This window comes from uncultured Amphritea sp. (assembly GCF_937127095.1).
GTDB lineage: Bacteria > Pseudomonadota > Gammaproteobacteria > Pseudomonadales > Balneatricaceae > Amphritea.
Window position 1 is genome coordinate 25694 of sequence record NZ_CAKZLP010000041.1, and the last position, 25361, is coordinate 51054.

The window sequence follows — 25361 nt, forward strand, 5'->3', positions numbered from 1 at the left end:
TAAAATCTCAACTTTATCAGAACCCTCTCCGAACTATTTCAAAATCAGGGACCCGGCGATTAGTTATGCGTTTGACATTACCCGCTTTTATCCTGCTTGTATGCAGCCAGTTATTATCTGCTTCGGTGACCGAAGCGGGGATCAGTGTGACAGATAACCGGGGCCGGGTGATTGATATTGCTCAACCGGCCCGGCGGGTTATCGCGCTATCACCGCACATCACTGAAAACCTGTTTGCTATCGGAGCGGGTGATTACGTTATTGGGGTTGTCAGTCATAGTGATTACCCTTCTGAGGCGCTGAATATCCCCGTCATCGGCGATTCTCAGAGCTTTAATCTGGAAGCGATTATTGCCATGAAACCCGATCTTGTGGTGGCATGGGCCGGGGGAAACCCTCAACTGCCCCTGCAGCGGTTGGAGCAGATGGGGATTCCGGTGTACTACTCAGACCCTAAAGTGTTCAGTGATATCCCATACAACCTGCGGGCGCTGGGACAGTTGTTGCAACTGCCACAGGCAGAGGCTCAGGCGGTGTTATTTGAACAGCGATTAGCCACACTACAGCGGCGTTACTCAGACAGAACAAAGCTACGGGTATTTTATCAGCTCTGGTATCAGCCGCTGATGACGGTTAATCACAGTCAGATGATCGATCAGGTAATCCGGTTGTGTGGCGGTGAAAACCCGTTTAGTGGACACCGGGAAGCGATTCCCCGTTTAGGGGTAGAGTCGGTGCTGCTGACCGACCCGCAGATCATTCTGACCGGAGAGAATGTGCCTGAAGGTTGGGAACGGCAGTGGCAGGCCTGGCCAGAACTGACGGCCAGTCGTTACGGTCAGTTTTATCGTCTGAATGAAGATCGGTTGTACCGTCCTACCCTACGCCTGTTGGATGGCGCACAACAGATGTGTGAGGCGATGCAACAGGCCCGGGATAGGGTTGATCCTTAGGCGTGGCTGATGGGGGTTACTCTGTCAGCCCTTTAATGAATGATTTGGTGTTCTCTGCGGCTTTCTTGGTGGCATCCCAGGCGGTTTCTGCACCTGCCTGAGTGCTGCAGGCAGCGCGTTCAGCGACACACTTTGACTTACAGCCTGTTGCGGCTGCGTCATCCGTCATATGTTTAACTTCGCACTTAGTTTCACACCAGTTTTGCTCATCGGAGCAGTCTGCCTGCGCCAGCGGTGCTAAAAAAGTGGCTGAAAGAGCAAGGGTCAGTGGGGCGATTAAACGCAACATAGTGTTTCTCTCAATGTTTACTAAAGGCTTATTTAAGTGCCGTATTCAGAGCCGCTTAAAAGCTAAGTTAATAGCATCGCTGCTAATCACGCTCTGGGTCTATATTTTTTATTCAGCAGGCTTACGCGGCTGCCATAATACTTCATCGCCACCGTTCTGTCGGGCCAGCACCCGGGCTGCAACAAACAACAGATCGGACAGCCGGTTCAGATAGGTGGCACTTATCTGATTGACCGTTTCCTGGTCTGCCAGTTCCACAAACCGTCTTTCTGTACGGCGGCACACACTGCGTGCCTGATGGCACAGGGCGGCTGCCCGGTTGCCGCCGGGAAGGATAAACTCCCTGAGCGGCGGCAGATCACTGTTGATCGTATCGATCTGTTGCTCCATCTGCGTGATCACTTCACTGTTGATAACGGTGTAGCCCGGATCGGCGACTGCCAGTTCACCCCCCAGATCAAACAGATCGTTCTGGCACTGTAGCAACAGTTTCCTTAACGGTTGCTGAGCGGGAAGTTCAGCAATCAATACCCCCAGCAGGCAGTTCAGTTCATCGGTATCCCCCAGCGCTTCGATGCGGGGATGGTATTTGTTTACCTTGCTGCCGTTGGCCAAAGAGGTAGTGCCCTTGTCGCCGGTACGGGTGTAGATTTTGGTGAGGCGGTTGGCCATAGGTTTATCCTTGACATAAAAAAGGCTGAATAAAATCATTCAGCCTTTGGGTCTTTTTCCAGACGCTGAATTAAAAGCTATATCGCGCCGAAAAAGTTAGCAAACGGTTCTGAGTAGTATAGCCGGGATTGGTTCGATACTCCTTGTCGAACAGGTTTTCAATTCGACCGCCGAGTGACCATTCAGGGGTTGCCTGATAGGTAGTATAGAGGTTTACCAGGGTAAAAGCGGGCAGTGAACTGCTGTTGTCCAAGTTGGTATAGCGCTTACCCTCCCAGATGATTTCACTACCGGCAGACCATTGGCTGGCAGCGTAGTTAATCTGCCACTTGATGGTGTCCTGCGGCCGGAAACGCAGTTTTTTACCCGTCTCAGCGTCTTTGGCGTTAACGTACTGATATGCCAGTGTATGGTTCCAGTGGCCATAACCTATCTGATAACTGGCATCGACGCCTTCGATTTCCGCTTTGTTGGTGTTTTCTACGGTGGTAAACGTATCATTTGTGCTGATCAGGTTGCGGACATCTGTTTTGTAGAAGCTGATCTGCCACAGGGCCGAACCGTTGCCTGAAAAACTTAGCTCTGTGGTTTCAGATTCTTCAGGTTTCAGGTCAGGGTTACCCTGATAACCGAAGCTCAGGGGGTAATACAGGTCATCAAAGGTGGGGGCTTTAAACGCCGTGCCGTGGCTGAGCGCTACTTTTACTGGCTTGAACTGATAGGCATACCCGGCACTGTAGGTGGTGTTTTCGCCAAACTGCTCGTCGTCAGTGAAACGTCCACTGAGCTCCGCCTGGTAATTCTCCCCCTCGTGCAGCAGGCCGATAAAGGCTGCTTTTGTTTCACGGCTGGTCACCGTGTAGCTTTCGGTACTCTCACTCAGATCATCATTCAGATAATCAAGCCCGGCAGAAAGGGTGCTGTTGTTAATATAGACAGTGTTAAGCCAGTTAATCTGTTGGCGTTCAGTGACATAGCGGGAGCCATTCTTACGACTGATACCGTTGCCGTAAGTCAGGTTATCATCTTTAACATATGCGGTGCTCAGGGCGCTATCGAAGCGATCACCCGAGTAACTGAGACGAGCAGAGTATAGTTCGTTTTCAAAATCGGACTCGTTACCGCCCCAGGTGGTGTCGAACTCACTGTTGCCCTGCCACTTACTCGCTTGCAGGTTAAGACTAATGCGGTCAGTTAACTGTTGGTCCACCCCAATATTAGCGGACAGGTTGCGGTATCCATCTTTATCAAACTCTGCATCATCTTTGACATCTATACCATCATGATGATCGGCCGATAATGCAACAGAGAGGCTTCCGTTGTCGCTATAGGGCTGAGAATAGCTGCCGGATAGCTTTTGTGTGCCCTGATCACCCAGAGTAAGGGCAACCGAACCTGAGGCCTTTTTGTCACCATTTTTGGTGAAGATCTGAATAATCCCGCCAATCGCATCAGAGCCATAGAGCGCCGAGCGTGGGCCTCTGACAAACTCAATTTTTTCAATCTGATCAACCGGAATCAGTTCCAGTCGCGTACCGGCTGCGGTGGGCGTGCCTATGCGGATACCATTCAGAAGAATCAGGGTGTGATCTGACTCTGTCCCCCGGGTATAGAGTGCAGCAGCCTGGCCGCGTGCACCGCTGCTGGTGAAGTTTACCCCCGGCAACAGGTTGATCGCTGCTTTGGCGGAGTCCACCTGGGAGCGCTGTATCTCCTCAGCGGTGACGACTGAAACAGAGGCAATGGTTTCGGTAATCGGTTGTTCGATCAGGTTTGCTGATACGACAATGGTTTTCAGAGTGTTGTTGTCTGCGGGATAGTTTGCTTCGGTGTTACTGGATTGTGCTGCGGCCGTAGCAAAGATCAGCGAAGTGCCTAAAAGCACAGCCTGATAGAGACTGGATCGTTTCATTGTGTTTCCTGTTTAGCGCACCCACCGTGCACTTAAAGAGTGAACTGACTACTGGCCGGTCTCCGGGCTTGTAACCTGATCAGTGATTAGCTGATCGTCAGACAACAACTGACGCCTTCCCATGACAGTGGCATATGTCAGTTTTGCGGTTACTTACCGTTGCGGGGGCAGCGCTGGACTTGCTCGATTAAGGAGCGCACCAGACTTCCCGATTAACCCTGGCTGTAGAATCAGCGTCGGGCACCAGTAGAGCGAGGCGCTACTCTAAGTTGCAGTTGCGCTCTGGTCAAATGAAAATGAGTCAGCTGTCTATGAAGCGTTCTAATCTATTTTTTTAGTTAATCTCAGGTATATGTTTTTTGCTGAACTGTGGGGTGCGATCCATTGCCTCAGCAACGATGTTGCTGTCCGGCACCAGGTCAACCTTAGGGTCTTTGTTTTCATAGGGCAGGGCGTCCAGCACTATCCTCATCACATTAAGTCGGGCGCGCTTCTTGTCATCCGACATGATGGTTTTCCAGGGCGCGAATTCGGTATGGGTATAGTGGTACATCGCCTCCTTGGCTTTGGTGTACTCCTTCCAGCGCTCTACCGATGCCAGATCCATCGGGCTTAGTTTCCAGTGTTTTAGCGGGTCTTCACGGCGTTCGTCGAAGCGTCGTTGTTGCTCACGCTGATTGACAGAGAACCAGAATTTGAACAGGCGGAAACCACTCTCCACCAGCATCTGTTCCAGCATCGGCGTATGCTTGAGGAATAGCTTATATTCCTCCTCTGAACAGAACTCCATCACCCGTTCGACACCGGCCCGGTTGTACCAGGAGCGGTCAAAAAGCACAATTTCTCCGGCGTTTGGCAGGTGTTGCAGGTAGCGCTCGTAGTACCACTGTCCCTGTTCGGTACTGGAGGGCTTATCCAGTGCCACGATACGGGCGCCCCGGGGGTTGAGGTGCTCAGTAAAACGCTGAATCGCACCGCCTTTGCCTGCTGCGTCCCGGCCTTCAAATATGATGATGACTTTCTGGCCGGTCTCTTTGATCCAGTTCTGCATTTTCAGCAGTTCGATCTGTAGTTTTTGCTTCTCTTTCTTATACTTTTTCTTCGACAGCTTGCTGTCGTAAGGGTAATCCTCCCCCAGTCCTTGCGACTGGCGTCGATCGGAAGGGCTCATCTGTGCATGTTTCTTAGCCATTTAAAGATCCTTGTTATTACCTATAAACATGTTACAGAACTGTTTTTGCGCAGACAAACAGCCCTGCTATCGCGCGTCAAAACCCCGTATAGCGTCTAACACCAGATGGTTAGCCGGGGTGGCTATGTTGGCCTGGTCAGCGACCCCGCAGAGATAACCGGTGATGGTTTCAATCTCGGTGGGGCGCTTGTGGCTGACATCCTGTTGCATGGATGAGTGGTTGCTGCCGGTCAGCTCTGCCACATCCCAGGCTTCTTCCATCAGCTTACGCTCAAACAGGGTGATGCCCAGGGCTCTGGTTACATCATCTACCTCTTTACAGATCTGCGCCATCGCTGCCCGACGGTCGTCATATTTCAACAGCTCGCCATTACGGCAGTTAAACAGCGCCGTGAGTGGATTGATGGCACAATTAATCGCCAGTTTGCGCCAGAGCACGGTTTCAATATCGGCTGTATGGTGGAGCTGATCATCAACCCCTTGCAGCTCCTGAAACAGCAGATCGCTGCCACAAGCAGACAATCGGCCGATATGGGTTTCACCAATGCCCGCCCTGATAAGGCTAAAAGGATGATCAAAGTAGGCACCGTCAGTTGTGCTGCCTGCCCAGATTTCCAGCTGAGGGTGTTCTTCTGTCAGCTGTTGCTGTGGTCCCATGCCATTATGAAGCAACAAGACCCGGGCATTTTCAGTTAATCGCTGTTTTACTGACCTAAAGGCGTCAGTGACAGCAAATGATTTTGTTGTCAGCAGCAGATGACTGATGGGCGTATCGCTGTTGGCCAGTTCCGCTTCGGCCACAAAACGCTCGGTGTTTGCGTCATGGCTGATCTGAAAGTGGCCGGTGTCGATGTACTGCGCCAGTTTTTCAGGTGTACGCAGAATCAGAGTGACCTGGTGACCCGCCTTTTGTAATTTTGCTGCCCAGAGCAGGCCGATCGCGCCCGCGCCCAGAATATGCCAGTGCATATGTTCAGAATCCTATGCTGAATGGGGTATGTGTATGATCATCATAACGGTATGATAGGCAGGATCAAACGAATTAGACCGCCGGGCGAGCGGCAGTAGTGTTTTAAGGAGTAATTTCGATGCCATCTTTTGATATTGTTTCTGAGCTGGACATGCATGAAGTCAGTAATGCGGTTGACCAGGCTAACCGGGAACTGGGTACGCGCTATGACTTTAATAAGGTTGATGCGAAATTTGAACTTGCAGGAGAGGTTATTACCCTGCACGCGGAAGTGGATTTCCAGTTACAACAGATGATGGATATTCTGCGCAACAAGCTGGTGGGGCGTAAGATCGATATTAAGAGTCTTGATGTCGGCGAACCCCATAAAGCTAATATGCGGGCGCGTCAGCTGGTAACCCTGAAGCAGGGACTGGATCAGCTGTTTAGTAAGAAAATTGTCAAAATGATTAAAGATAAAAAACTCAAGGTTCAGTCTCAGGTGCAGGGCGATCAGGTGAGGGTGACCGGTAAAAAGCGGGACGATCTTCAGGAAGTGATGGCGATGCTGCGCGGAGAAGATCTGGAACTGCCACTGCAATATACCAACTTCCGCGATTGATTCTGGTTCTGGTACGGCAGTATTCAGCTGCCGTTCCTGTTGCTTAGCTAAGATCGGCTAAACGTTACCCAGAAAGGATTTTAAGTGGACGCGGTAAAAACTCCGGACAACAAACAAAACTGGTTAGACGCGGTATTTAACCGGCGGACACTGATCTGCATCTTTACCGGCTTCTCCTCGGGTATGCCGCTCTATGTGCTGTTTCAGCTGTTACCCGCTTATCTGCGGGCGGAAGGAGTAGGGCTGAAGGAGATCGGCCTGTTTGCCCTGGTTACCTTCCCCTACACCTGGAAGTTTATGTGGGCGCCGCTGATGGACCGCTATATTCCTCCATTCTTGGGGCGCAGGCGTGGCTGGATGATGATTATGCAGCTGGCTTTGCTGGGCTCAATCGCTGGCTTAGGTCTGTTTGATCCGACCTTGTCGATTATGAGTATTGCCTACCTGGCGACCGCCGTTGCCCTGTTCAGCGCCAGTCAGGATATCGTCCTGGATGCCTATCGTCGTGAACTGCTGCCAGAACAGGAGCTGGGTTGGGGTAACTCCGTACACGTGCAGGCTTATCGTATCTCCGGTTTAGTGCCGGGCGCTCTGGGGTTGATTCTCGCGGATATCCTGCCCTGGAGCAGTGTCTTTATTATCGTTGCGGCGTTTATGTTGCTGGGCGTGATCATGACGCTGGTGGTTAACGAGCCGATCATGGAACCCCGGGCGCCGAAAACCCTTAAAGAAGCGGTTGTCGAACCGTTCCGCGAATTTATTACCCGGCTGGGGTGGACCGGGGCGCTGCAGATCCTCTGTTTTATGTTTCTCTATAAACTGGGTGACAATATGGCCACCGCGTTGTCCACACCCTTCTATATCGATATGGGCTTCAGTCTGACAGAGATCGGAGTGATAGCGAAAGCCTCGGCACTCTGGGCATCGGTGGTGGGTGGTATTCTCGGCGGCCTGTGGATGATTAAACTGGGTATTAACCGTGCACTGTGGATCTTTGGTGTGGTGCAGGTGGTGACTATTCTGGGATTCGCGCTGCTGGCCCAGGCGGGGCCTGACAAACTAGTACTGGCGGTGGTCATCAGTCTCGAGTATCTCGGAGTCGGGTTGGGGACAGCAGCCTTCACCGCGTTTATTGCCCGTTCTACCAGTATCACCTTTGCCGCCACCCAGTTTGCGCTGTTTACCGCGTTGGCCGCGTTGCCCCGTACTTTCGTCAATGCCTTCACCGGTTATGTTGTCGATGCGGTCGGCTGGCATCTGTTCTTTTATATCTGTGCGGTATTGGCGATACCGGGGATGTTGTTGTTACTGAAAGTGGCTCCCTGGAATGGCGATCAAGTCGCAGAGTGACAATCGACAGGCCGGCATCGACTTCAAACTGAAATGGGCCTGTAGGTCAGTTGATACACTTTGCTTTCGCTATGAAATGCTGCGGGTTGGTGCGTTTCACCGTCACTAGCGCTCTCCGTGTGCATCAGACTGATCTCAAAGTGTGTTGCGTATAACGCGGTAATTTCTTCATCAATCATATCGGTCGTCTGAAGGCTGCCATTATCGATATCCTCAACGGTAAGCAGAAAAATCTGACTGCTGTGCTCGATAAGTGTTTGTAGCTGGGCGATATACTGACCCCGGACGGTTTCGGGCAGCGCCGTCAGTGCAGCACGGTCAAAAACGATATCAATCTTGCCCAGATGATGTTTTTGTAATGAGAAAAAATCGCCACACCAGATAGTAATCAATCCCGATTGCCAACAGGTGAAATTGCCTTCGCGTGTTTTTTTAACCTTTAAACCGTTCTCCGTGAAAAAGGCTTTCACGGCAACAGGACTTAACTCGACACCAACCACCCGGTGCCCCTGGGCTGCAAGCCAGATCATATCCTGGCTCTTGCCACACAGGGGCACCAGCACCCGGCTACCTTTGGGCAATGACTGCCCGCCCCAGAACCGTGCGAGTAATGGATTGACCAGCAGCTGGTGAAACTCGGTTTGCTTATCTGTCCACATCTGTAACCACAGCAGGTTATCCTGCCGTTTGTCGGTATTGGCTGCCGGGAGGGCATCTGAGTGAGCCTGTAGCGCAGTGTCGGGTTTATCGGTCATGAGAATCTCTTGTAATAAAGCCAACCCGGGGGCTGCGCTAAATGGATGGCTCAGTAGTGAGTCAGAAACTGAGTTGCGGTAACCCCAGTGGAACTATGCGGCCCGTTGCTGATATTTCAGCTCATCGGTGGCGGAGTGTGGCGAGCGCAAAATTGATCTGTTCATGACAATAACGGCTATCACAATGGTTAGTTGCAATAACCAGTCCACTTAAGCCGTTAGAAAAAATAGATAAACAATTGATAAGAAACAGCGTTTCATTTTTACTACACTAAAACGAAACAGATAGATTGGGGTGTTTGATGGATCAATTTCTGAATGACCTGCCTAAGGCGGAACTACACCTTCACCTGGAAGGTTCACTGGAACCAGAACTGATGTTCGCGCTGGCTGAACGCAACGGGATTGCGTTGCCGTATAGCGCGGTTGACCAGCTGCGCCAGGCCTACAATTTCGCAAACCTGCAGGAATTTCTTGACCTCTACTATCAGGGCGCAGCGGTGCTTCTGACCGAGCAGGATTTCTATGACCTGACCTGGGCCTATGTCGAGCGCTGCAAGGCGCAGAATATTCTCCATATTGAACCCTTCTTCGATCCCCAGACTCACACTGACCGGGGTATCCCTTTTGCCACCGTAATCAGTGGTATCAGCCGGGCCCTGCAACAAGCTGAAACCGAATATGGCATCAGCTCTGGTCTGATTATGTGCTTCCTGCGCCACCTTAGTGAAGATGCCGCGTTCGAGACTCTGCAACAGGCGGAGCCCTATCTGGATCAGATTATTGGCATCGGCCTGGATAGCTCAGAAAAAGGGCATCCTCCAGCTAAGTTTGAACGGGTATTTGCCAAAGTCCGCAATATGGGACTCCTGACCGTTGCCCACGCAGGCGAAGAGGGTCCGGCACAAAACGTGATTGACGCACTGGATATTCTCAAAGTTGATCGGATTGATCACGGTGTGCGGGCGATCGATGATCCGCAACTGATAAAACGGCTGGCAGAGGAAAAAGTGGCTCTGACGGTATGTCCTCTGTCCAACACCCGGCTGAAAGTCTTTGACGATATGAGCCAGCACAACATCCTGCAGATGCTGGAGCAGGGCGTAAAAGTCACCGTAAACTCCGACGACCCGGCCTACTTCGGCGGCTACCTGACGGAAAACTTCATCGCCCTTGAAAAGGGACTGGGGATGACACAAGAACAGGCAGTGGAACTGGCCCGCAATAGCTTTGAATACAGCTTTGCTAAAAAAGAGCGCAAAGAAGAGCTTTTCGCTCTTTTAGACCGCCACTGCGTGGCTCGCTAGAACGCCGCTTCGCGGCTCCCAGACGCGACTTCGTCGCTTGCTAGTTGTTAGAAAAAGCGTAAAGCATTGGTGCGGTATTCATGAAAATAACCCTGAATTTACATAATAGATGAGTATTCGGATAGCAGTTGAAAGTGATGTGCTCCAGATCGCAGATTTGGTTGCTTCATTGTCGCATTTTTACCTCGATGAGCCAGGGCAGGAGCTGCCGTTCTGGTTTAGGGAGTCGATTACAGAGGCGGCATTTGCTGCCAGGGTTTCCAGTCCTGAATATCTCAATTTCGTTTTTGAAGAAGCAGGAGTACTCATTGGCTACATCTCTATCAAAGGCGGTAACCATCTTTATCATCTGTTTGTAGCGGAAGCGTTTCAGGGAAGAGGGATCTCTCGTCTATTATGGCTTCATGCTAAAGAACGCAGTCAAAGCAAAAGCTTTTCTTTACGCTCATCTCTTTATGCTGTGCCAGTCTATAAACGGTTTGGTTTCGTTGAGTCAGGTCCTGTAGGCTCAAAAGACGGTATCTCATTTCAGCCAATGGAATTGGATGGTGCGAAATAATCGGCGCGAAGGTTCTTATTCTTTTAATAGTAACCTCCTTACAAAGCTCATCCTTTTAAAAGCCTCCCTATAGTCATAAAGAAGGCTCTCCTAGCCACGAGCAAGCGGCGAAGCCGCGTCTAGCAGGAAAGCGAAGCTTTTCGTTCTAGCCACTGCTTTTATTAGCCACTGCTCTTAGAATTCATCAAGAATTCTAAGATCGCTTCCCTATGCCGAATCAGGTGTCGGGCTTCCGGCTGGTAGATTACCTTAACATTGGCGACATTGGCTTCGAGCCTGTCTTGCGTTGCTTTGGAATCGAGCAGGACATCTTTGCCTGCGACAATGGCCAGCATCGGAGTGCGGATGTTTTGCAGGGCTTTATCGCTGAAGATCGGCAGCTTATCCATTCTGGGCCTAACGTGCTGGGTGATCAGCGCGAAGAACTCCCTGAATTTCAGGATAGTAGGGGATGGGTTTTTCTCTTCGGGACCAAAGATCATTTCACGCACTTTGCGTTTGCCCCATTTGCCTAACAACATCAGCGGCAGTGCTTTGAACAGAAATTTACGTTGTGGCCCGACACCGCCCGGCACCAGCAGGGCGAGTTTTGTGATTCTTTCCGGCCGTCGGCTGGCGTAGTCGAGTGCCAGCCAGCCGCCCAGTGATTCGCCGACCACTGCGGCATTAGAAAGCCCCGTTTCCTGCATCACGTCATCCAGCCACAGGGTGTAGGCATCAGTGTCCAGCGGCAGGCGTTTCTGTGCACTCAGGCCGGGTTCGCCGATCATATCGATAGCATAGATGCGAAAATGCTTTGACCACGCCTCGATATCCATAAACCAGGCGGTGGCGTTCGCCATGGCACCATGCATCAGCAGCAGAGGTGGCAGCGTTTCATCACCGCAGGTCAGCACATGGGTTTCACCAAACCGGGTGGTTAGTGTTAACTGCTGACAGGCCACCGGCCAGTGATCGATGAACGTTTGGTAATATTCCTGAACGGCCTGTTCACCCTCAGCTGATTTGTATATCGTCATTGCAGATCCATGGTAGTTTGCCGGTGTTGGTTTGTTCTTCAGCTTACAGGGGAATGACGTTGAAGGTTACTGTAAAAGTGATTGAGGGGTGTTTTAGTGGTTTTTCAAGCAAGCAGATAAGTTGGTGCTGTGTAGCTAGAGTGCAGAAAACAAAAAAAGCCAGCATCGCTGCTGGCTTTTTTAGGCGTAACGTGTGGGATATTACACCCGCAGTGCGCCGTCTACTTCGATGCAACGACCGTTTACGTAGTCGTTTTGCAGGATAAACGCGACAGTGTTGGCGATTTCCTGTGGCTTGCCCAGGCGCTTAGCCGGGATGCCCGCAGCGATTTTTTCCAGCGCTTCAGGTTTCATGCTCATTACCATCTCAGTACCGATATAACCCGGTGCGATTGAGGCTGCACGGATACCGTAACGGGCCAGTTCTTTTGCCCAGGTAACTGCCATCGCTTCTACGCCTGCTTTAGTTGCGGTGTAGTTGGTCTGACCCATGTTGCCGTGACGAGAGATAGAGGAGATGTTGATGATGCAGCCTTCGTTGCCCAGTTCGATCATCTTAATAGCCGCTTCACGACCACAGAGGAATGTACCGGTCAGGTTAACATCGATAACCAGGTTCCAGTTGTCCAGGCTCATCTTGCTGACGACTTCGCCATCTTTGACTTTGATGAACAGACCGTCACGAGTGATACCCGCGTTGTTTACCAGGCCATGCAGGGCACCAAAATCTGATGCAACATCGTTGAACAGTTTAACCACAGAGTCTTCATCAGAAACGTTAGCGATGTAGCCACGGGCTTCGACGCCAAACTCCATGCACATGCCAATGGTTTCATCCAGGCCTTCCTGATCCAGATCAGCCAGTGCCAGTTTTGCGCCTTTTTCAGCCAGTTCAAGTGCCATAGCACGACCCAGACCACGACCGCCGCCGGTAATAACGATTACTTTATCTTTCAGTTCCATCAGTTTTTACTACCTTATCTTCTATATTTTATTTTCGTTCTTATTATAGCCGTATTTGTGCATTGCAAAATGCTGTGCGTAAGAACTTATAACGCTTCTGCGTAAAAGTCTACTGCCTAATAGGGCTATTGCTTAATATTCATAATAAACAATGACTTATAATGTCAATGCTGTGTCCTTTTTTGCTTAAGTGTATGATTGTTAAGTAATAAATTGTGCGCTGTTATTGGTGATTTTTTATAGTTATTTAGTCGTAATGCTGCGATAGCGAGTTGTTTTTGTGGGGTTGAAAAAAGAGAAAGAGTCCCTAACTATGTTGAATGTTCAGTGTTTTTTCTGTTTTGCTCATTGTGTCGAGAAACTTCGTCGTGAGTGACTATTTTTTAGCTGTGCTGACGGATGTAGGTGTCTGACACAGGATTGGAGCATTATGCGCTTTCTCTTACTGCTATTTATTGTCATCCCGGTTATTGAGATAACCGTTTTGATTAACGTGGGTCAGGCGATAGGGGCCTGGTATACCGTTGGGCTGGTGCTGTTATCGGCGTTTATTGGTGTGAATATGCTGCGCTATCAGGGGCTATCGACTCTGGCCAGGGCTCAGCAACGGATGAATGAAGGCCAGATTCCCGGCAATGAGATGGTTGAGGGGATCGTGCTGGCGGTGGGTGGCGCTTTGCTGCTGACGCCCGGGTTTGTCACCGATGTGATCGGATTTCTCTGCCTTATTCCCTTTACCCGCCAACGTTTTGCCCGGTTGCTGATGAGTCGCTTTACAATAGTGGCTATGTCGCAGCGCCAGGGCGGTGCGGAAAGTGATGATACGCTGAATCATCAGCAGCCCCCCCGCCACGGCGATCCTAAACACAGTGGCGATATTATTGACGGTGATTTCCGCCGGGAAGATTAAAAAATAATTTTGTCCGGGTGTTGAAATGTCTTTCAGCGCCCCCACTTAGTGTGTCATCCAAGGATTTGCAGTCGCTGTCAGTGACTGCACTTTATAAAACAAAACTGACTTTTTTTGATCAACGGATCAGGAGAGAGATTCAATGAAAATTCGTCCGCTTCACGACCGTGTCGTTGTTCGCCGTAAAGAAGAAGAAGCCGCTACTGCCAGTGGTATTTTGCTGCCAGGTTCTGCTGCTGAAAAGCCTAACCAGGGTGAAGTGCTTGCTGTAGGTACTGGTCGTATTACCAGCACCGGTGACGTTCTGGCTCTGGCTGTTAAGGTTGGCGACACTGTACTGTTTGGTCAGTATGCCGGTTCTAATACCATTAAAATTGATGGTGAAGAGCTACTGATCATGAATGAAAGCGATATTTACGGTGTGCTGGAGAGCTGAGTAAGACTCTCTGGTAAGAATTTCTGATTGAATTTTTTTAGACACAGGATTTTTAAAAATGGCTAAAGAAGTATTGTTTGGTAACGATGCCCGCGTACGTATGCTGGCAGGTGTAAATATTCTGGCTGATGCAGTTAAGACAACGCTGGGACCAAAAGGTCGTAACGTTGTGCTGGATAAAGCATTCGGCGCTCCTACTGTCACTAAAGACGGTGTATCAGTTGCAAAAGAGATTGAACTGAAAGATAAGTTCGAAAACATGGGCGCACAGATGGTTAAGGAAGTTGCTTCCCAGGCCAATGATGTCGCCGGTGACGGTACTACCACTGCAACTGTTCTGGCGCAGGCTATTGTGAATGAAGGCCTGAAGTCTGTTGCTGCGGGTATGAATCCAATGGACCTGAAGCGCGGTATTGATAAAGCCGCTGCGGCTGTTGTCGAGCAGCTTAAGCTGATGGCCGTTCCTTGTGCAGATAGCAAGGCGATCGCTCAGGTAGGTACTATCTCTGCTAACTCTGACACTCAGATCGGTGACATCATCGCTGAAGCGATGGAGAAAGTGGGTAAAGAGGGTGTTATCACGGTTGAAGAAGGTTCAGGTCTGGAAAATGAACTGGACGTGGTTGAAGGTATGCAGTTTGATCGCGGCTACCTGTCTCCTTACTTCATCAACAACCAGGAAAACATGAGCGTTGAGCTTGAAACTCCGTACATGCTGATCGTTGATAAAAAAGTTTCCAGCATCCGTGATCTTCTGCCGATTCTGGAACAGGTTGCTAAAACTTCCCGCCCACTGTTGATCATTGCTGAAGATGTTGAAGGCGAAGCCCTGGCGACGCTGGTAGTGAACAACATGCGCGGTATCGTTAAGGTTGCTGCGGTTAAGGCACCTGGTTTTGGTGATCGTCGTAAGGCGATGCTGGAAGACCTGGCTATCTTGACTGGCGGTACGGTTATCTCTGAAGAGGTGGGTCTGAGTCTGGAGACCGCTACTCTGGATCAGCTGGGTCAGGCTAAGCGTGTCACTATCACCAAAGAAAACACCACTGTTGTGGATGGTATTGGTGAACACACGGCGATTGAATCCCGCGTATCTCAGATTCGTGCGCAGATTGAAGAGACTTCATCTGATTACGACCGTGAGAAACTGCAGGAGCGCGTTGCTAAGCTGGCAGGCGGTGTTGCAGTGATCAAAGTCGGTGCTGCTACCGAAGTTGAGATGAAAGAGAAAAAAGCCCGCGTTGAAGACGCCCTGCATGCAACCCGTGCTGCGGTTGAAGAGGGTGTGGTTCCTGGCGGTGGTGTTGCACTGATCCGCGCCATGGACAAAGTGGGCGCGCTGCAAGGCGACAACCATGATCAGACTGTCGGTATCGAGTTGGCATTCCGTGCCCTTGAAGCGCCTCTGCGTCAGATCGTCGGTAATGCCGGTGAAGAGGGTTCCGTTATCGTTGCTAACATCCGTGAAAAAGGTGAAGGTAACTTTGGCTACAACGCTGCGACCGGTGAATACGGCGACATGATCGAGATGGGTATTCTTGATCCGGCTAAAGTAACCCGTTCTGCGCTGCAGGCTGCGGCTTCTGTTGCTGGTCTGATGATCACCACTGAAGCGATGATTGCTGACCTTCCATCTGAAGGCGGCCCTGATATGGGCGGCATGGGTGGTATGGGTGGTATGGGTGGTATGGGCGGCATGATGTAATCATCTGCTCTTAAGCTATATGCTACCTGGAAAGCCCCGTGTTCTGCACGGGGCTTTTCTTTTGGCAAAAAAACTGTCAGATGGTGTAATATCGGCAGTTCTGAACTGAAATATTGAACTGACAGAGAAATTTAAATGCGTGATCAGGATAAAGATCTGGAGCTTCCGAGCTTTGGTCCGGCAGAGCGGGAGCCGAACATCAAACTTCCCGGTGATAAGGCGCAGCCTGAGCCACCCAAGAACGCTGCTGCCAGTCGCCCTCAGGTTGTCGCAGAGCAAACGAAACGTTCTGGTGGGAATGGGTTGAGCTATCTGATCATATTGTTATTGGCGGCAGCAGTGGCGGGGCTGGCGTACTGGAACTTTATGCAGCATCAGCAGTTGCAAGCCCTCGAAGTTGAGCGGCAGACGGTTGATGAGAAGATTGTTGAACTGCAGAAACTGTTTCTGGTGGCCGGTAACAGCGCTGCTCAGACAGGTGAAACGTTGCAAAATCAGGTGCAACGGCAGGCCTCCGCAGCCCTGCAGAAATTTGAAAAGCTGGATGCTGATGTGGGTAAGTTTGATTCAGCCATTACCCGGCTTGATGCTGAAGTCACTAAATTAAATACCGAGAATGGCAAGCTTTGGGTGGTCGCACATCAGCGTAATACACCGAGAATTGCTGAGTTGGAAAAACTGTTGAGCGATGCTTCAGCCCGGCTCGATACGCAGGCTAAGGCCCTTGAGGGGATGACCGGGGATCTGGCTAAACTGGATAAACAGTTGAAAACGGCTGAGGCGAAAGGCAGCGATAACAGCAAACAGGTGGCCGCTATTCGCCAGAGCGCCTCAGCACTGAGTACGGAATTTCAGGCGTTAACCGAATCGGTTGAGCTGCAGCAGGCAGACCAGAAAAAGAAAATGGCGTTACTGGCTGAACAGGTGATCTCGCTGAAAGGGGATCAGGGTCTGGCCGCAGGACTGGAGCGTCGGGTCAAGGTGAACGAGCAGGCGGTTAAGGCGATCGATGGCTCTCGTTTGCTGATGAATAATGAGTTGTTACAGATACGTCAGAAACTGAATAACCTGCAGTTGAAAGTAGAGCAGCTTCAGCCAAGATAAAAACGCAACCTGAAGGAACGTGCGATGATAAAAGTTTATGGCGGTGTCTATTCCCGTGCCAACATGGTGATGTGTGCCCTTGAGGCACTGGGGGTGGCGTATGAAAATATCCCGATGGCGCCGCGAAGCGAGCCAACTCAGACGTCTGAATACCGGGAGTTGAACCCAACCGGTAAGTTACCCACCTTGGTGGATGGCGATTTGGTGCTGTGGGAGAGTCAGGCGATTCTGTTTTATCTGGCGCGTAAATATGGTGATGGTCTGTTGTGGGTGGATACGCTCGAACAGGAGGCTGACCTGTATCGCTGGAGTCTGTTTATCAGTAATCAGATCGAAGTGCCTGCTCTGGATATGCTGCTGGCGGTCAAGTACGCCGAAGGTAAACCTGATCAGCAGCTGATTGATGCGCAGCGCCAGCTTCTGAATCGCTTCTTACCGGTACTTGAAACCCATCTGCAGGATAAAGACTACCTGGTAGGTGGTAAGCTGACGGTCGCTGATCTACATGGTGCGACGGTTATCTCCTGGCCTAAAGTGGCCGGTTTCGACTATTCTGACTATCCGGCGATAGACCGCTGGGTTGGTCGCATCCAGGCGTTACCGGTGCAGGAAAAAGTGCGTCAGCATGCCTGAGTGGAAAATTGCCGCTTTTTTATACAGGTTAGTGATTGCGATCAAACCCCCGGACGGGCAGAATAGTCAGTCTTTTTTGACGAGGTAGACAACGCTTTAATGGATATTCGTGCGTTTTTTGCGCTGGCCCTGCCGGGTTCTGTGGCTCGATGGTTGGCTGATTACGCTGATACCCTGTGTCAGTATGATAAGCAGATAGAGGTCGATTGGGTTGATGCAGAATCTTATCATTTGACGCTCTGCTTTCTGGGCGATATTTCACTGGAGCAGGTTGACCAGCTGGAAGAGATCGCCCGCAATAAGTTGGCTGAAGTGCGTTCATTTCAGGTGCGGATCAATACGGCTCAATATTACCCGGTGAGTAAAAAATTCTCGGTAGTTGCGGCGATGAGCCAGGAAGATGAAGAGCTGAACAGTCTCAACCGGGCGATGATGGAGATCGCTTTGGAAGCGGGTATTGAGTTTAAAGAGGAAAATTTTCAACCGCATATTACGCTGGGACGGCTGCCTGTCAGAAATCAGTTTGTCCCCCCCGATGAGTGGCCGACGCTGGATCTCTTCAGCCTGGCTGATTCGGTGATCCTGTTCCAGAGTAAACCAGGCGAGCGTGGCTCTATCTATACGCCGCTGTTTAACATTCCCTTGCAGGATATGGCCTGAGCCAACTGCAGAACCTAACTTTTCAATGTTGTGAATAATGTTTAAACCAGAACTTCTTTCACCAGCGGGAACGCTGCGCAATATGAAATACGCATTTGCCTATGGTGCCGATGCCGTATACGCCGGTCAGCCACGTTATAGCCTGCGGGTGCGTAACAACGACTTTAATCTGGAAAATCTGCATGAGGGGATCAACATCGCCCATGCGCAGGGTAAAAAGCTGTATGTGGCGAGCAATATCATGCCCCACAACAGTAAACTGAAAACCTATATTGATGATCTTCGACCGGTTATTGAGATGGGGCCTGATGCGCTGATTATGTCGGACCCCGGGCTTATCCTGATGGTTAAAGAGAACTGGCCGGATGTGCCGATCCATCTGTCGGTACAGTCCAATACGATGAACTGGGCCAGCGTTAAATTCTGGCATCAGGCGGGTATTGAACGGATTATTATGTCCCGTGAGTTGTCACTGGACGAGATTGCCGAGATCCGTGAGAAGTGTCCGGAAATTGAACTGGAAGTGTTTGTTCATGGTTCGCTGTGTATTGCATACTCTGGCCGCTGCCTGCTATCCGGCTATATCAATCACCGTGATCCGAATCAGGGAACCTGCACCAATTCCTGTCGCTGGAAATATGACGCCCATGAAGCGACTCAGGGCGACAATGGGGATCTGATTCCGGTACAGAACTTTGATCCGAATGAGAATTTTGACCTGAATGAAGAGCCTGTTCAGCCCGCACTGGGCGAGGGTGAACCGACCAGCAGGATGTATCTGCTGCAGGAGGAAACCCGTCCGGGCGAATATATGCCGGCTTACGAAGATGAGCATGGCACCTATATCATGAACTCGAAAGACCTGCGGGCGATTCAGCATGTTCACCGTCTTACAGAGATGGGCATTCACTCACTGAAGATCGAAGGACGGACGAAGTCACACTACTATGTAGCGCGTACCGCTCAGGCCTATCGTAAGGCGATTGATGATGCGGTGGCGGGGCGTCCGTTTGATATGCAACTGATGGACACGCTGGAAAATCTGGCCAACCGTGGCTATACCGAAGGGTTCTATCGCCGTCATGTACATGACGAGTACCAGAACTATGAGACCGGCAACTCCGTCGGCGTGCACCAGCAGTTTGTCGGTGAGGTGATTGGCCGCGATACGCAAAGAGGCACCCTCGATATCGAAGTGAAAAACCGTTTTATGGTAGGTGATACCCTTGAGCTGATGACACCTTCCGGCAACCGCAAGTTTAAGCTGGAGCATCTGGAAAACCTCCAGGGCGAAACCAAAGACTGTGCCCCCGGGTCAGGCCATAAAGTTCGCCTGCCGCTGGATATTGATGTTGATCTGGAATATGCCCTGCTGATGCGCGATCTGCCAAATGCTCCGGCGTTTGAAAGTGGTAACTAATTGATAATAATTGAGAAAAAGGTATCCTGAGATACCTTTTTTTATGTCTTTTTTATCTCGATAAAGAGTTTTTGGTAGATGAGTACAGTGGGTGCTGATGCAACAGGATAAATATTCCCTTGGCCGGGCACTGCGCCCTTTCTCCTTTGCGGTGGCGCTGATCACCTGTCTGGTGGGTATTGTCAGTGCATTTGAGCTACCGGGCTTTAGTTATAGCATCGCGTTGATGATTATTGTTGCGGCAGTGCTGCTGCAGGCCGGAGTCAATCTGATTAATGATCATGCGGATCTGCAACGCCTTAAAAGCCCTGTTGTGCGGGATCGGGTGATTCGTAACTTCAGACTCGGGTTGTGCTGTTTTTTATTGGCGGCGGCGATCGGCATCTATCTGATCAGTCATGCCGGGCTGGGGCTGTTGGTGTTATTGATGGTGGGGCTGGCCGGGGCACTGGGTTACACCGTCGAGCCGGTCAACTTCAAGCGCCGGGGGCTGGCGGTGGTGCTGGTGTTCTGGTTGATGGGCGTGCTGATGGTCTGCGGTAGTTATTATATTCTGGTGGGTGAGCTGAGCTGGCCGGTCTTCTGGCGTGCGGTGCCGGTCAGTCTGATCAGCTCTTTGCTATTGCTGGCGAATGAGATACGCGATATTGATAGCGACCGGGATGCCGGGATACGCACCCTGACCGTGCGTATCGGTCTCGACAAGGCCCGCAAACTGTATCTCCTGTTACTGTTATTGGTGATGGCGGTTGCTGCGGCTCTCTGGTTTACCGGGGTTATCTCCGGGGGCTGGTGGTTGGCGAGTATGCCGCTGATCTGGTGGCTGTATAAACAGCAGCAGGGCGCTGCGGGCAGGGCATCACTACCCCCGGCCAGTGGTCGGTTTTTCATGCTGTTTGGGCTGCTGTACTGCCTGAGCCTCTGATGGGATTAAATTCACTGCGCTGTAGCGGTGCTGCACAGTGGCGCTGGTGCTGTTCTTTATACTAATGCCGGACAACGCCTGGGGATTAAATTAGTGTATAATTCTGCAGCAACTTTACCGAACAGCTATTCATAAAGCTTTACTGAGTAACGTTAAGGGTTTCGCAGATAGCCCTCAACCGATGACAAAAGCCTGACATTGCGGAGTCAATAATGAGCGTAATTCGCCAAGACGATTTGATCAGCAGCATTGCAGATTCGCTGCAGTTTATCTCCTACTACCACCCGATCGATTTTATCCAGGGTGTGCATGAAGCCTATCTGAAGGAACAGAACCCAGCGGCAAAAGACGCTATGGCTCAGATCCTGATTAACTCCCGTATGTGTGCCGAAGGCAAGCGTCCAATCTGTCAGGATACCGGTATTGTCACGGTATTTCTGAAAGTCGGTATGAACGTCACCTGGGACGCGAAGATGAGCGTTACCGATATGGTGAACGAAGGTGTTCGCCGGGCTTACACCCATCCGGACAACGTACTGCGCGCCTCTATTCTGGCAGACCCTGCGGGTAAACGTCAGAACACCAAAGACAATACTCCGGCGGTGATTCACTACGAAATCGTTGAAGGTGATGAAGTCGAAGTACATGTTGCTGCGAAAGGCGGCGGTTCTGAGAACAAATCGAAGATGGTGATGCTCAACCCGTCCGACAGCATTGTTGACTGGGTTGTGAAGACGGTACCCACGATGGGTGCTGGCTGGTGTCCACCGGGTATGCTGGGTATAGGTATTGGTGGTACGGCTGAAAAAGCAGCGGTGATGGCAAAAGAGTCCCTGATGGACCCGATCGATATTCATGAACTGCGTGAGCGTGGCCCACAGAACCGTGTTGAAGAGCTGCGTCTGGAAATTATGGATGCGGTTAACGCACTGGGTATCGGCGCACAGGGTTTGGGTGGTCTGACCACCGTGCTGGATGTGAAGATTATGGATTACCCGACGCACGCGGCATCACTGCCCGTGTGTATGATCCCTAATTGCGCGGCAACCCGTCACACTCATTTCAAGCTGAATGGTAACGGTCCTGCTGTACTGACACCACCAAGCCTGGATCAGTGGCCAGAGGTGACCTTCGAAGTGGGTTCAAATACCCGTCGTGTTGATCTGGATACCGTGACACCTGAAGATGTGTTGAGCTGGGAGCCGGGTGAAACAGTCCTGCTGAGCGGTAAGGTGCTTACCGGCCGTGATGCCGCCCATAAGAAGATGGTTGAGATGCTGGATAACGGTGAAACACTGCCGGTTGATCTGAAAGGCCGCTTTATCTATTACGTTGGCCCGGTTGACCCGGTGCGTGACGAAGTTGTCGGGCCTGCCGGTCCGACCACTGCAACCCGGATGGATAAATTCACCCGTCAGGTTATCGAAAGTACCGGCCTGCTCGGTATGATCGGTAAGTCAGAACGTGGTCCTATCGCTATCGATGCTATCCGTGATAACAAAGCGGTTTACCTGATGGCTGTCGGTGGTGCTGCGTATCTGGTATCCAAAGCAATTACTAACGCGAAGGTGCTGGCATTCCCGGAGATGGGTATGGAAGCGATCTACGAGTTTGAAGTGAAGGATATGCCGGTCACCGTTGCGGTTGATAGCAACGGCATCTCTGTGCATAACACCGGCCCTGCCAAGTGGAAGCAGATCATCGCCGAACAGGTTTGATGATCTTGTTGTCTGCATAAAAAAAACGCGGCTTGCCGCGTTTTTTTGCTTCTATCTGCTGTATTGATTTAGGTCATCAGTCGATATAAAAGGGTACTCAAGTAGTAAATTCCCCAAGCCTGTCAGTCAGTATACTTTCGAGACCCGTATAAATTACGATGAGAGTACCTGATAATGAAAAAAGTAATGTTGAAGTTGCTATCGGCAGCCGCACTGGCTGGCGTGATGGCCGCGCCTGTACAGGCAGATGAAGCTGCCATGGCTGCAGCCGGTGCAGAAGTGTTTAAACGCTGCCAGGCGTGTCACTCTGTTGACAGTAGCAAAAACGCTTTTGGCCCTAGCCTGACCGGGGTGGTGGGTCGTGAAGCAGCCTCTTTGCCTCGTTTTGCCTATTCTGAAGCGCTGCAAAAGTCCGGTATCACCTGGACAGAAGATAACCTGCGTCAGTGGGTTGCAGATAACACCAAACTGGTGCCCGGCACCCGGATGCGTCACGTTGCCATTAGCGACGTCGCAGAGCAGGATTACCTGATCGCTTATCTGAAGACGTTATAATCCGTCTGAGAGTTCCAATGCGCTGGAACATAGCCGCAACTGAATCGTAACCGCAGCGGGATAACCGTCCCGCTGTTTTTTCACAGATTCCCCGGTTTTTAGCTTCTCAGCAGAGATTAACAGCAGAGATGATCAACCCCTTTGTCAGGCGCATTTAGTGGTCTGGCTAAGGCGGTTTTTAATCGCCATGTAGCGGGGCATCGGGCCTATATCTTCATACACCGGGTCTCCCTCTTCAACACGAATCACCTTCGGGCCTTCACGGTAGGGCATCCTCTCTTCAATCTCGAGCAGGGCCGAGTGCAACAGGTCTGCAACCAGCTCCTCTTCAGACATATGAAACAGCTCTGCGAGTGCCTGTACTTTAGACTGATCCTCTTCGGTGATCGCAAAGTTGCACTCAACCAACTTACATTTTTCCGTCGATTGCTCTTCCAGCTTTTTTAGCAGCAGAGCCATATGGTTGTTTGGCATGTTCTATTCCCCTTTTGGTACTGTCCTATTAAAGATAGTTGACAGAAATAGTTGGGTAAACGGTGAATTTAGAAAAATTAACGTTCAACCGCTGGTTAGTTTTCATTACTATACTGCCGGTTTGTGACTTTAAGCTGAATTTGTAGAAAAACAGGGTGGGGATAGATGGCTGATATTTTAGTGGTAGTGGGTTCGACCTATGGTAATGCCAGTCTGATAGCGGATGATTGTACCGACCAACTGAGCCGACTGGGCCATCGTGCAACATTACTGAATGAACCCACTTACGCGCAGGTGACCGATAATCCTGAAGTGATTCTGATCTGTACCGCGACCATCGGGCAGGGCGAAATTCCCGCGAATCTTCAACCCCTGTATGACCAGCTCAGAGATCGTAGCCCGGATTTTTCCGCCGTTCGTTTCGGTCTGATCGCTCTGGGAGACAGCTCCTATGAGTCGTTTGCCGAAGGGGGGAAGCAGATGAACGAACTGATGCATGACCTGGGCGCGAAACCCGTTGGTCAGGCACTGTTTATTGATAGTTGTGAAACGCCGGACGCGGAAGAAGCGGCCGCTGAATGGATTGATAGCTGGTCAGAAAAGCTCTGAAAGATTTCTCACAAATATCCATTCGAGACAGGAGATCGCGACAGCGCTAACTCTTTATTAGCCAGTTGCTGCGCTACTCTTTTGATGTGACTGTCTGATGAGCTCTTTTGTTGAGCTATTCAGTCGTTACAAAGGATATTTCCACAAAAAAATCCCCTGCATTCGTCGAAAATGGAACCACAATAATCGGTCCTGAAGAGGAATGATTGATATGGTGCGATTCGCCGCTGACAACCACCGGGGTTGCCATATTCAGTTCATGGCCGTTTTGTGACAGCTGTGCTACAGCTCCCCCAGCCGACATATTGGTTAACTCCCCCACCATATCGGTGACGGTCTCATCGATGGTCGTCAGGGTTTCTCCCAGCATCCGCTCGGTAATATCCAGAATCACTGACTGAGTGAAAGAGACGGCAAAAGAGCCTTTTGCATGAGGCCCGGCTAACCCCATAATACCGGTCACATGTCCCTCGGCACTGGTGGAGCTTTTAAGATAGGCTTTTCCCGCTGAACACTCGATATTGGCCATGGTCGACAGAACATTCACCATGGATTTTAAAAACGGGTTGACGTATGCAAACTTCATAATTGTTACCACCCTTTGAAAAATCAGCAAAAGACGCGCGTACCCTTGTACAGAGACCTGTACACCCTGTTATTTCTTGGAATCGGGGGTGATGGCGCGAAAATTTAATCTGTGAAAACTTAAAGTTACCAAAAACAGCAGGCTGAGTCTGGATCATACTAACCACAATGGGGAAGGAGGGGCCGCAATGAGCTCAGACCGCTGCTCGACAAAAGCAAACCGCAGCTGCACTACTCGTTAGTTACTAGACGGAAAACTTTGTTTTCCTTGCTGGAAAAAGCATAAAACGATTAGCCGTTCTTCTTTCCTGTCAGCTTTGTGGCAAACGCGGATATTGATACCCAAATGGTTAAAATGGGGGGCAAGGGTCGGTTCAGATCCTGTTAGCTGGGGGTTCGAGCCGAACAAAGCGATACAACGGAGCGTAGCGACGGCCCGCAGGGTCAGGCAAAGCCTGATAATTTATTAAGGTTTCCTCCTTTTTAATTCCCCCTATCTCCTTGTTATTTATGGCTTATCCACCTGAGCCTAATGCGCCTCTAAAGCCGTTTTCGGGGCGTATCTATAGTTGTTTTTTCAATGATGAAGAACATGAGTGTAGCGCTGAATTTCTATCAAAATAATTAAAGTATCTATATTTCAAATAGATAGCCTTTACATTTGATATTTATGCTGCACTGCAGCATAAAGGTCGTGACTTTGTTTGCGTTGTTGTATATAAATTATACAGTCTGGTTGTTTGTATGATGCTAATGAGCAGGCCATATAGATCTCTCAAGGTTTTACCAAAGATAATAATCGAATGGTGTTTTGGCTATTCGGGTTTAGTTTTTAGCAAAGTAGGTTTCTTGATTTTTTGTTGCGCAATAGTACTGCGCTGGAGGTAACTATGAGCATACCCACTAGCATGAACTTAACTGAATTATTGGAAAGAACACAGTCGCTGGCTGATAGCTACTATGAAATCCTGTCATCCTGCGATAGCGTTGAAGAGATCTCATCTCTCAATAACTGGTATTGGAATGCTATCCATGGGCTTTGGATACCTGCACCAATGATTGATCAGGCTGCCTAAACCGTGGAA

At 50.4% G+C, this 25361-nt stretch carries 27 protein-coding genes and 1 riboswitch; of the genes, 17 read left to right on the forward strand and 10 right to left on the reverse strand.

Annotated elements, in window-relative coordinates; translation table 11 throughout:
* Window positions 1-65: 65 nt before the first annotated feature.
* Window positions 66-953, forward strand: coding sequence for a cobalamin-binding protein (locus Q0499_RS09550; protein ID WP_299198673.1), 888 nt, complete (start codon window positions 66-68; stop codon window positions 951-953).
* Between the two features lie 16 nt (window positions 954-969).
* Here the strand turns inward: Q0499_RS09550 and Q0499_RS09555 are convergent, their stop codons facing one another.
* The 5 genes from Q0499_RS09555 to Q0499_RS09575 form a co-directional block, all read right to left on the reverse strand.
* Window positions 970-1242, reverse strand: coding sequence for a hypothetical protein (locus Q0499_RS09555; RefSeq protein WP_299198675.1), 273 nt, complete (start codon window positions 1240-1242; stop codon window positions 970-972).
* Between the two features lie 108 nt (window positions 1243-1350).
* Window positions 1351-1914, reverse strand: coding sequence for a cob(I)yrinic acid a,c-diamide adenosyltransferase (locus Q0499_RS09560; protein ID WP_299198677.1), 564 nt, complete (start codon window positions 1912-1914; stop codon window positions 1351-1353).
* 70 nt (window positions 1915-1984) lie between these two features.
* A complete protein-coding gene (locus Q0499_RS09565; RefSeq protein WP_299198680.1) occupies window positions 1985-3826 on the reverse strand; it encodes a TonB-dependent receptor in 1842 nt (613 codons plus the stop codon).
* A gap of 35 nt (window positions 3827-3861) precedes the next feature.
* Window positions 3862-4089, reverse strand: a riboswitch (cobalamin riboswitch).
* Between the two features lie 71 nt (window positions 4090-4160).
* Entirely contained in the window at window positions 4161-5018 is an 858-nt protein-coding gene (gene ppk2, locus Q0499_RS09570; RefSeq protein WP_299198682.1) for a polyphosphate kinase 2, read from the reverse strand.
* A 66-nt stretch (window positions 5019-5084) separates the two neighbouring features.
* A complete protein-coding gene (locus Q0499_RS09575) occupies window positions 5085-5987 on the reverse strand; it encodes a 2-dehydropantoate 2-reductase (RefSeq protein WP_299198684.1) in 903 nt (300 codons plus the stop codon).
* 119 nt (window positions 5988-6106) lie between these two features.
* Between Q0499_RS09575 and Q0499_RS09580 the strand changes: the two genes are divergently transcribed.
* Both Q0499_RS09580 and Q0499_RS09585 read left to right on the forward strand, forming a co-directional pair.
* Window positions 6107-6589, forward strand: a complete 483-nt coding sequence (locus Q0499_RS09580) for a YajQ family cyclic di-GMP-binding protein (RefSeq protein ID WP_299198686.1) — start codon at window positions 6107-6109, stop codon at window positions 6587-6589.
* Between the two features lie 84 nt (window positions 6590-6673).
* A complete protein-coding gene (locus tag Q0499_RS09585) occupies window positions 6674-7939 on the forward strand; it encodes an AmpG family muropeptide MFS transporter (protein ID WP_299198688.1) in 1266 nt (421 codons plus the stop codon).
* Window positions 7940-7962: 23 nt separating this feature from the next.
* Here Q0499_RS09585 and Q0499_RS09590 read toward each other — a convergent pair whose 3' ends face one another.
* Window positions 7963-8694, reverse strand: coding sequence for a thiopurine S-methyltransferase (locus tag Q0499_RS09590; RefSeq protein ID WP_299198690.1), 732 nt, complete (start codon window positions 8692-8694; stop codon window positions 7963-7965).
* Window positions 8695-8996: 302 nt separating this feature from the next.
* Between Q0499_RS09590 and Q0499_RS09595 the strand changes: the two genes are divergently transcribed.
* Window positions 8997-10001, forward strand: a complete 1005-nt coding sequence (locus Q0499_RS09595) for an adenosine deaminase (protein WP_299198692.1) — start codon at window positions 8997-8999, stop codon at window positions 9999-10001.
* A gap of 109 nt (window positions 10002-10110) precedes the next feature.
* Entirely contained in the window at window positions 10111-10560 is a 450-nt protein-coding gene (locus tag Q0499_RS09600) for a GNAT family N-acetyltransferase (RefSeq protein WP_299198695.1), read from the forward strand.
* A gap of 161 nt (window positions 10561-10721) precedes the next feature.
* On the opposite strand, the gene Q0499_RS09605 is transcribed toward Q0499_RS09600, so the two are convergent.
* On the reverse strand, window positions 10722-11579 hold the full coding sequence (locus Q0499_RS09605; protein ID WP_299198697.1) for an alpha/beta hydrolase: 858 nt from the start codon (window positions 11577-11579) through the stop codon (window positions 10722-10724).
* A 201-nt stretch (window positions 11580-11780) separates the two neighbouring features.
* The gene (locus Q0499_RS09610; RefSeq protein WP_299198699.1) at window positions 11781-12542 is read right to left on the reverse strand and encodes an SDR family oxidoreductase; all 762 of its coding nucleotides are present in this window, start codon (window positions 12540-12542) and stop codon (window positions 11781-11783) included.
* 430 nt (window positions 12543-12972) lie between these two features.
* Between Q0499_RS09610 and Q0499_RS09615 the strand changes: the two genes are divergently transcribed.
* The 10 genes from Q0499_RS09615 to Q0499_RS09660 all read left to right on the forward strand — a co-directional run bounded on the left by Q0499_RS09615 (window position 12973) and on the right by Q0499_RS09660 (window position 22608).
* Window positions 12973-13452 (forward strand): FxsA family protein, encoded by a 480-nt coding sequence (locus tag Q0499_RS09615; RefSeq protein ID WP_299198700.1) that lies wholly within the window; start codon window positions 12973-12975, stop codon window positions 13450-13452.
* A 142-nt stretch (window positions 13453-13594) separates the two neighbouring features.
* Window positions 13595-13888: a co-chaperone GroES gene (locus tag Q0499_RS09620; RefSeq protein ID WP_299198701.1), complete on the forward strand. Its 294-nt coding sequence runs from the start codon at window positions 13595-13597 to the stop codon at window positions 13886-13888.
* A gap of 58 nt (window positions 13889-13946) precedes the next feature.
* The gene (gene groL, locus Q0499_RS09625; RefSeq protein ID WP_299198702.1) at window positions 13947-15593 is read left to right on the forward strand and encodes a chaperonin GroEL; all 1647 of its coding nucleotides are present in this window, start codon (window positions 13947-13949) and stop codon (window positions 15591-15593) included.
* A gap of 135 nt (window positions 15594-15728) precedes the next feature.
* Window positions 15729-16697, forward strand: a complete 969-nt coding sequence (locus tag Q0499_RS09630) for a hypothetical protein (RefSeq protein ID WP_299198705.1) — start codon at window positions 15729-15731, stop codon at window positions 16695-16697.
* A 24-nt stretch (window positions 16698-16721) separates the two neighbouring features.
* Window positions 16722-17330 (forward strand): glutathione S-transferase family protein, encoded by a 609-nt coding sequence (locus tag Q0499_RS09635; RefSeq protein ID WP_299198707.1) that lies wholly within the window; start codon window positions 16722-16724, stop codon window positions 17328-17330.
* 99 nt (window positions 17331-17429) lie between these two features.
* Window positions 17430-17990 (forward strand): RNA 2',3'-cyclic phosphodiesterase, encoded by a 561-nt coding sequence (gene thpR, locus Q0499_RS09640; protein ID WP_299198710.1) that lies wholly within the window; start codon window positions 17430-17432, stop codon window positions 17988-17990.
* Between the two features lie 37 nt (window positions 17991-18027).
* Window positions 18028-19410 (forward strand): tRNA 5-hydroxyuridine modification protein YegQ, encoded by a 1383-nt coding sequence (yegQ, locus tag Q0499_RS09645; RefSeq protein ID WP_299198712.1) that lies wholly within the window; start codon window positions 18028-18030, stop codon window positions 19408-19410.
* Window positions 19411-19507: 97 nt separating this feature from the next.
* On the forward strand, window positions 19508-20335 hold the full coding sequence (locus Q0499_RS09650; RefSeq protein WP_299198715.1) for a prenyltransferase: 828 nt from the start codon (window positions 19508-19510) through the stop codon (window positions 20333-20335).
* Window positions 20336-20547: 212 nt separating this feature from the next.
* Window positions 20548-22053: a fumarate hydratase gene (locus Q0499_RS09655; protein WP_299198717.1), complete on the forward strand. Its 1506-nt coding sequence runs from the start codon at window positions 20548-20550 to the stop codon at window positions 22051-22053.
* A 174-nt stretch (window positions 22054-22227) separates the two neighbouring features.
* A complete protein-coding gene (locus Q0499_RS09660; protein ID WP_299198719.1) occupies window positions 22228-22608 on the forward strand; it encodes a c-type cytochrome in 381 nt (126 codons plus the stop codon).
* 144 nt (window positions 22609-22752) lie between these two features.
* Here the strand turns inward: Q0499_RS09660 and Q0499_RS09665 are convergent, their stop codons facing one another.
* Entirely contained in the window at window positions 22753-23082 is a 330-nt protein-coding gene (locus tag Q0499_RS09665; RefSeq protein WP_299198722.1) for a hypothetical protein, read from the reverse strand.
* A 165-nt stretch (window positions 23083-23247) separates the two neighbouring features.
* Between Q0499_RS09665 and Q0499_RS09670 the strand changes: the two genes are divergently transcribed.
* The gene (locus Q0499_RS09670) at window positions 23248-23691 is read left to right on the forward strand and encodes a flavodoxin domain-containing protein (RefSeq protein ID WP_299198724.1); all 444 of its coding nucleotides are present in this window, start codon (window positions 23248-23250) and stop codon (window positions 23689-23691) included.
* A gap of 115 nt (window positions 23692-23806) precedes the next feature.
* Here Q0499_RS09670 and Q0499_RS09675 read toward each other — a convergent pair whose 3' ends face one another.
* Window positions 23807-24277: a chemotaxis protein CheX gene (locus Q0499_RS09675; RefSeq protein WP_299198726.1), complete on the reverse strand. Its 471-nt coding sequence runs from the start codon at window positions 24275-24277 to the stop codon at window positions 23807-23809.
* Window positions 24278-25166: 889 nt separating this feature from the next.
* On the opposite strand from Q0499_RS09675, the gene Q0499_RS09680 reads away from it, so the two are divergent.
* The gene (locus tag Q0499_RS09680) at window positions 25167-25352 is read left to right on the forward strand and encodes a hypothetical protein (protein ID WP_299198729.1); all 186 of its coding nucleotides are present in this window, start codon (window positions 25167-25169) and stop codon (window positions 25350-25352) included.
* Window positions 25353-25361: the final 9 nt, after the last annotated feature.